Source organism: Anaerostipes hominis (ex Lee et al. 2021) (assembly GCF_002270485.1).
Taxonomy (GTDB): Bacteria; Bacillota; Clostridia; order Lachnospirales; family Lachnospiraceae; genus Anaerostipes; species Anaerostipes hominis.
Window position 1 is genome coordinate 1 of sequence record NZ_NQOG01000084.1, and the last position, 246, is coordinate 246.

At 40.2% G+C, this 246-nt stretch carries 1 pseudogene; it reads left to right on the forward strand.

Features of this window, described 5'->3' with window-relative positions:
- Positions 1–128, forward strand: a pseudogene (locus tag CI597_RS19810) (IS256 family transposase); the annotation flags it as partial.
- Positions 129–246: the final 118 nt, after the last annotated feature.

Below are 246 nucleotides of genomic sequence, written 5' to 3' on the forward strand. Positions count from 1 at the left end.
TTGAACGTGTGACAGAGAAATGGACACCCAAATATCCGAATTCGATGAAACGCTGGAAGGACAACTGGGATGCTGTTTCTCCCATCTTCAAGTTTTCAGCAACCGTCAGGAAGGTGATATACACAACTTATACCGACAAAAAAACTATACCGACATTTCCAGGAATCCCACTGCATACAGATACTTTTGAAAAAATGTCGGCATAGTTTTTCTTATAGCCTATACAGTATTTTTGCTGTCTCTGCT